Origin of the sequence: Hydrogenophaga sp. (assembly GCF_041633695.1) — a bacterium.
Taxonomy (GTDB): domain Bacteria; phylum Pseudomonadota; class Gammaproteobacteria; order Burkholderiales; family Burkholderiaceae_C; genus Hydrogenophaga.
Window position 1 is genome coordinate 1 of sequence record NZ_JBFJMY010000216.1, and the last position, 6,871, is coordinate 6,871.

Annotated in this window: 6 protein-coding genes; 2 read left to right on the forward strand and 4 right to left on the reverse strand. The window is 64.8% G+C overall.

Translation table 11 applies throughout. The annotated features are described in order from the left end of the window. Window positions 1-286 precede the first annotated feature (286 nt). The 4 genes from ABYB95_RS13785 to ABYB95_RS13800 are packed head-to-tail and all read right to left on the reverse strand — an operon-like array spanning window position 287 to window position 4,002. Window positions 287-1,609 (reverse strand): TRAP transporter large permease, encoded by a 1,323-nt coding sequence (locus ABYB95_RS13785; RefSeq protein ID WP_372659136.1) that lies wholly within the window; start codon window positions 1,607-1,609, stop codon window positions 287-289. Further along, window positions 1,606-2,199, reverse strand: a complete 594-nt coding sequence (locus ABYB95_RS13790; RefSeq protein ID WP_372659137.1) for a TRAP transporter small permease subunit — start codon at window positions 2,197-2,199, stop codon at window positions 1,606-1,608. Before ABYB95_RS13790 ends, ABYB95_RS13785 begins: the two co-directional genes overlap by 4 nt. Before the next feature lies 1 nt (window position 2,200). Then, window positions 2,201-3,265 carry a C4-dicarboxylate TRAP transporter substrate-binding protein gene (locus tag ABYB95_RS13795; RefSeq protein ID WP_372659138.1) on the reverse strand — a complete coding sequence of 355 codons (1,065 nt, stop codon included), beginning with the start codon at window positions 3,263-3,265 and terminating at the stop codon, window positions 2,201-2,203. Window positions 3,266-3,285: 20 nt separating this feature from the next. After that, a complete protein-coding gene (locus tag ABYB95_RS13800) occupies window positions 3,286-4,002 on the reverse strand; it encodes a TetR/AcrR family transcriptional regulator (protein WP_372659139.1) in 717 nt (238 codons plus the stop codon). A 105-nt stretch (window positions 4,003-4,107) separates the two neighbouring features. Here ABYB95_RS13800 and ABYB95_RS13805 point away from each other — a divergent pair, with 105 nt between their 5' ends. Beyond that, on the forward strand, window positions 4,108-6,408 hold the full coding sequence (locus ABYB95_RS13805; RefSeq protein WP_372659140.1) for an acetoacetate--CoA ligase: 2,301 nt from the start codon (window positions 4,108-4,110) through the stop codon (window positions 6,406-6,408). 51 nt (window positions 6,409-6,459) lie between these two features. Next, window positions 6,460-6,871: SDR family NAD(P)-dependent oxidoreductase (locus ABYB95_RS13810; protein ID WP_372659141.1), on the forward strand; the 412-nt coding region annotated here is incomplete at its 3' end.

The following is a 6,871-nucleotide window of genomic DNA, read 5'->3' on the forward strand; positions in this document are numbered from 1 at the left end:
CAACTAGAAAAGTTCGGGTGCCGTAGTTGCCAATGGGGTCGAAGGAAAAATCGCTGACCAGAGCGGCGGTGGCGAAAACATAGGATTCAGCTTAGGTGCGAATCGCGTCTGGATTTGGGCGGATGTGATCGTCCATGAACCGGGCGTTTAACGCTCGATGGCACGGACCTTTTCGGTGGGCTCGGCATTCACGATGGGGCGATCAAGTGGTGCTCTTGATCGATTGAAGATGATCCGCTCGGCGCCCACCGCATCTACCAGTTCTGTGGGTTGGGTGCACGCGTGCTCATTTCAGCAACACCAGGCTGATTTGCGGAAACGCCATCAGCAAGCCCAGCACCACCAGCATGGTCAGCGTGAACGGTGCGGTGCCGCGGAAGATGTCGCCGAGACGGATGTCCAGCGTATTGCCCAGCGTGCTCTTGATCACATAGGCACTGAGCCCGAACGGCGGCGTGAGCAGACCGATCTCCACCGCCACCACCGTGATCACGCCGAACCAGATCAGGTTCAGGCCGAACTGCTGCGCGATCGGCAGCATCAGCGGCAATACGATCAGCAGGATCGACGACGAGTCGATGATGGTGCCGAGCAGCAGGATGATGAGCACATAGAGCAGCAGAAACGCCGCCACGCCAAAGCCCGCCATCGACATCCATTCCAGCATGGCTTGCGGCGTGCCGCTCATGGCCAGCATGCGGGTGTAGATGTTGGCGCAGATGATGAGAAAGCTCACCGACACCGTCACGTGGCCGGTCTCGGTCAGCACGCCCCAGAAGCTGCGCAGCGTGAGCTTGCGCTTGAGCACCGCGATCAGCAGCGCCACCAGCGCACCCACGGCACCGGCTTCGGTGGCGGTGAAGAAGCCGGCGTAAATGCCGCCCAGGATGGACGCGATCAGGATCACGATGGGCACGAACTTGCCCACCATTTCCATGAGCGGCATCAGTTCACCGTCGTCGATGACTTTGGGTGTGCCGTCGCGGTACACCATGCTGGGGCGCAGGTAGGACATGGCCACAATGACCACGGCAAACGACACCGCCAGCAACAAGCCCGGCAGGATGCCGGCGGTGAACAAGTCCCCCACCGACTGGTCCGACAAAAAGCCGTACAGGATCATCAGCAGGCTGGGCGGTATCAACATGCCCAGCACCGACGAGCCCGCCACCACGCCGACCGCGAACTTGGGCTGGTAACCAAAGCGCAGCATTTGTGGCACCGCTACCCGCGAGAACACCGCCGCCGATGCAATCGAGATGCCGGTGATGGCCGCGAACACCGCGTTGGCCGCCACGGTGGCAATGCCCAGGCCACCCCGGATGCGCCGGAACGCCTGGTTGGCGACCTCGAACGCGTCCTTGCCGATGTCGGCATACGCCACCAGAAACCCCGTGAGCACGAACAAGGGCACTACACCGAAAATGTGACTGGCAATCGCGTCGTTCGTGGCTTGCGCCAGCATATTGGCGGCAATGCCCGGGTCGCCCCGGATCAGCCACACACCGATGAAACTGAGCAGCCCCAGGGTGATGGACACGTGCAGGCCGGCGTAGATGAACACCAGCATCAGGGCCAGCGAGCCCAGTGCAATGACGACGTTGCTCATGAAGAGAGTTCCTTGTTGCGGGAGGCCATGCGGCGCAGGTCCATCCAGGCCAGCATCAGAAAGCACAGCGCCGTGACCGACAGGCCCAGCAGCGTGATCAGCCGCACCGGCCACACCGGTGCCTGGAAGTCGCCGATCGCGCCCACGTATTCGCGGATGTGGATCGACTCCATCAAAGGCCCCCAGCTGGCTTTGAGGATGATGAGCATGAGCGCCATGCCCACCAGGTGGTAGAGCGCGTGCAGCGCATCGGCCAGCGCGGGGCGGCTGGTTTTCAGCCGGTCGAGCAGGATGTCGGCGCGCGTGAAGCGCCCGGTGCGCAGCGTGTCACCGAGTTGCAGGAACACGATGCCCACGATGGACAGCGAGACCAGTTCGGTCACGCCCCGCACCGGCGCGTCCAGCAGGTTGCGCCCGAACACGTCGAGGTTGATCAGCACCATCAGGGCCAGAATCCAGACCGTGCCCAGCGCGTTCATGCCGCTGAGCAGGTGGTGCATGCCCAAAGGCAGCGCCGCGCCGTAGGAGTCGGACGCAGGTGCCCCCGCGGCGGGCGCCGCAGCGCCCGTCCGTTGTTGAGCGTCTTTCAACTTACTTGCTCCAGTCGCGGGGGATTTTGGCGCCAGCGCTGATCAGGCCGGCCATGTAGGTGTTGAGCACATCGCCTGCGGGCAAGCCCTTGCTCTGCACTTCCGCGGCCCAGGTTTTGGCCACGGGCGTGAGCATCTCGGCCCAACGCTTGCGCTCGGCCTCGCTCATGTCGCTCACCTTGGCACCGGCGGCGATCATCTGCTTCATGCGCGTCTCCACCAGGATGTTCTGGTCCTTGGCGTATTGGTCGGTCCAGGCGTCACCGGCTTCGTGGATGGCGGTCTGCACTTCAGCGGGCAGGCTGTCGAAGCGGCTCTTGTTGAAGGCGATGCCACCGGCGAACATGGAGCCGAAGTTGACCTTGGTGATGTAGGGCGCCACTTCGTACAGCTTGGCCGCTGCCGCACCGGTGGTGAACACCGCCGCGCCGTCGGACACGCCGGACTTGATGTCTTCGTAGTACGAGTTCAGCGTGCCGGCCACGGCCACCGCACCGGTGCCTTTGATCCAGTTGGCCGCTGGGCCGGGTGCGCTGATTTTTTTGCCGTTCAGGTCTTCGTAGCGCGTGATCGGGAACTTGGAATAGATGTGGTACGAGTCCAGCGCCATGCCACCGAGGTAGACCAGACCGTTCTTGGTCCAGGCGTCGGCCATGGCCGGAACCGCTTTCTGGGTGCTGGCGATGGTTTTGCTCACCAGGTCGATGCGGTCGGTGCCGAAGGGCGCGAAGTAGGACACGTTTTGCAACGGGAACTTGGACGCTTCGAACAGCGTGCTCACGATGCCCATGTCGGCCACACCCTCGGCGACACCCTTGGACTCGCTGCCCAGCTTCATGAGCGTGCCGCCATAAGCCTTGGTCCACTCGATTTTGTATTTGCCCGTCACCGCCAGTTTTTTGTCCACCTCGGGAATGAAGGTCTCGTCCAGCGTCTTGACCCACAGGAACACCGGCGGATGGCCCGCAGCAGCGGTGAGTTTGATGACCTGCTGCGCATGCAGGCCACCGGCGGTCAGTGCGAGCGCGGCGATCAGCAGGCTGTGTTTGAACGGGGGAAATCTCATGTCTGTCTCCTGGAGTTGGTTTAGGTAGCGGAACGGGAACGGGAACGCGGGGGCGGTGTCGGGGGGCGCACGACCAGCAGTGCCTGGATGCCGGCGGTGACGAAGCGCACCAGGCGCGGCGTGGCGGCGGGGTCGAAGGGCGTGCATTCGTCGCGTGAGAGGCGCCGCACGCGCGTATCGCTCATGTGGTGGATCAGCGCACCCAGGGTGAACTGGTAGGCCCAGGCGGCATCGCCCCGGCTGCTGTTCGGGCAGACGTCTTGCAGCGCGTCGATGAAGGCGTGCGCCATCGGGTCGAAATAATCGACCAGCACGCGGTCGGCATCGGGTGTGCGGTACGACAGTTCACGCGCCACCAGCAGGGCGTAGTACTCGCCCTCGGGGCTGGCGCGCATGCGCATCACCGGGTCGACGAAGGCGTGCACCATGCGCTCCAGCGTGCGCTCGTCGCGCGGGGCTGTGCGGGCCTGCGCCAGCAGCGCCAGGCGCTCTTCGTAGGTGTGGCGCCAGTGCTCAAAGATGGCGTGGAACAGCTCGTGTTTCTGACCAAAGTAGTAGCCCACCAGGGCCAGCGGCACCTCGGCCTCGGTGGCGATCTGGCGGATCGACACCGCGTAGTAGCCGTGCTGGGCAAACAGTTTCTCGGCGGCCAGCAAGATGTCCATGCGCCGGTCCGCGCGCACCGCCGTCGCCGGTGTGCGGCGCGGCTTGGCGGTGGCGGTGTTTGTCTTCAACATGCCGGATATTGAACGCTCGTACAAGATTGTTGAACATTCGTACAAACCCTTGGCGGTCGGCGCGCAGGCGCTGTTACCCTCGCGGTGGAAACAAGGAAACCACCCATGAGCGAGACAAAAGCAGCACCCTTCACGCCCCAGATCCGCCTGTACCAAAACTGGCTGACCGAGCAGCGCGGCCTGCGCTTCGACAGCTACGACGCGCTCTGGCGCTGGTCCATCACCGACCTCGATGCGTTCTGGCAAAGCGTGTGGGACTACTTCGATCTGCACTCGCCCACACCCCACACCGCCGTGCTGGAGAAAAACACCATGCCGGGCACGCGCTGGTTTCCCGGCGCGCAGCTGAACTACGCGCAGCAGGTCTTGCGCCACGTGGAGGCGGCGCACGCGGCGGGTTTTCCGGCCATCGTGGGCCGCAATGAAAAAGGCCAGCACACCGAACTGTCGTGGCCCGAGCTTCGGCGCCAGGTGGCCGCGATGGCCCTGCACCTGCTAGCGCAGGGCGTGCTGCCCGGCGACCGGGTGGCGGCGTATCTGCCCAACATTGCGCAGACCATGGTTGCCTTTCTGGCCACGGTGAGCGTTGGCGGCGTGTGGAGTTTGTGCGCGCCCGACATGGGCACCCACGCCGTGCTCGACCGCTTTCGCCAGATCGAGCCCAAGGTCTTGATCGCCTGCGATGGCGTCACCTACGGCGGGCGCGATTTCGACCGCCTGCCCGTGGTGGCCGAATTGCGCGCGGCCCTGCCGACCGTGCGGCATGTGGTCTTGCACTGCAATCTGGCCGCCGATGAGAGCGCCCAACAGGCGGCGCTGGCCAGCGCCGCGCCGTGTACTTCTTTTGCCAGCGTCTGCGCCCGCGACGACGCGGCCGTGGCCGCTTTTGAACCCTTGTCGCTGCCGTTCGACCATCCGCTGTGGATCGTCTATTCCAGCGGCACCACCGGGCTGCCCAAACCCATCGTGCACGGGCACGGCGGCGTCGTCATCGTGGGCATGGTCAATGTGTGCCTGCACAACGACGTGGGTTGCAGCTACCAGCCCAACAGCTGGGGCGAGCGCTACCACTGGTACAGCTCGACCGGCTGGGTGATGTGGAACGCACAAACCGGTGGCTTGCTGGGCGGCACCACCTGTGTCATTTACGACGGCAACCCCGGCGGCAGCAAAGACAAGCCCGACTGGACCGTGCTCTGGCGCTTTGCCGCCGAGCAGCGCGTGAGCTTTTTCGGCGCCGGCGCGGCCTTCTTCGCCAACTGCCTCAAGGCCGGCGTGGACCTGTCCACCTGCGGCGACTTGTCAACGGTAAGGGCGCTCGGCACCACCGGTTCACCGCTGTCCGAAGACGCGCAGAACTGGGGCACGCAGCAGTTTCGGCGCTTGGCCGAGGCGCGCGCCAACACCGTTCACCCTGAGCCTGTCGAAGGGCTTCGACAGGCTCAGCCCGAACGGAGTGGCGAACCAGCCCCCTTGGGGGGCAGCGGACCACGCGCAGCGGGGGAACGTGGGGGCGACCGATTCACCGCCGGGCCGCCCCAAGGTGAATCAGCCCCCCTGGGGGGCAGCGGACCACGCGCAGCGGGGGAGCGTGGGGGCGACATCTGGTGGTGCAACATTTCCGGTGGTACCGATCTGCTGGGCGCCTTCATCGGCGGCCACCGCGAACTGCCGCAAATACCGGGTCGCATGCAGTGCCGTGTGCTGGGTGCCGCCGTAGAGGCCTGGAACGAACAAGGCCAGCCCGTGATCGACGAAGTGGGTGAACTGGTTTGCACCCAGCCCATTCCCGCCATGCCGCTGTATTTCGTGGGCGACGTGGACCACCAGCGCCTGATCGGCAGCTACTTCGACATGTACCCGGCGGGCCTGGGCAGAAAGCCAGCGGGCGGCGATCTCGACAAGAGCGCCGGTGCCGTCTGGCGCCACGGCGACTGGCTGCGCATCTACCCCGACGGCTCCTGCGTCATCTACGGCCGGTCGGATGCCACCATCAACCGCCACGGCCTGCGCATGGGCACCAGCGAGCTGTACAGCGCGGTCGAAGCCCTGCCCGAGGTCATGGACTCCATGGTGGTCGACCTGGAATACCTGGGCAAAGAGAGCTACATGCCGCTGTTCGTGGTGCTGCGCGAAGGCATCGCACTGGACGCCGCCATGAAAGCCCGGCTCAACGACGCGATCCGCACCGCGCTCTCGCCGCGCTTCCTGCCCAACGCGATTTTTCAGGTGGCCGAAGTGCCGCGCACGCTCTCGGGCAAGAAGCAGGAATTGCCGATCAAGAAACTGCTGCTCGGCCAGCCGCTGGAAAAAGTCATCAACAAAGAAGCCATGGCCAACCCGGGCTGCCTGGATTGGTATGTGGCGTTTGCCCGGGAGCGCGAGCAGGCGCACCATGGCCGCTGACCAGCACCCGCTGGCTCGCCGTATCGACAAACACAACAGAGGAGACACCACATGTCCGCTCAGAAAAAGGTCGCCATCGTCACCGGGTCCGCAACCGGTGTGGGCGCGGCCACGGCGCTGAGCCTGGCGGGCCGGGGTTACAACGTACTGGTCAACTACTCGAAAAGCGAACAAGAAGCCCGAGCGTCCGAGGCCGCCTGCCAAGCGGTGGGCGCGGATACGCTGCTGGTGCGCGGCGATGTGGCCGACGATGGCGACTGCCGCCGCATGGCCGACGCGGCGGTCGGGCGCTGGGGTCGCATCGATGCGCTGGTCAACAACGCCGGCATCACATCTTTTGCCGGCGTCTCCAACTGGGATGCGCTGGACGCGGACACGTTTCAGAAAATCTTCGGCGTCAATGTGGTCGGCGCCTTCCAGATGGTGCGCGCCTGTGTGCCGCACCTGAAGGCCGTCAACGGCG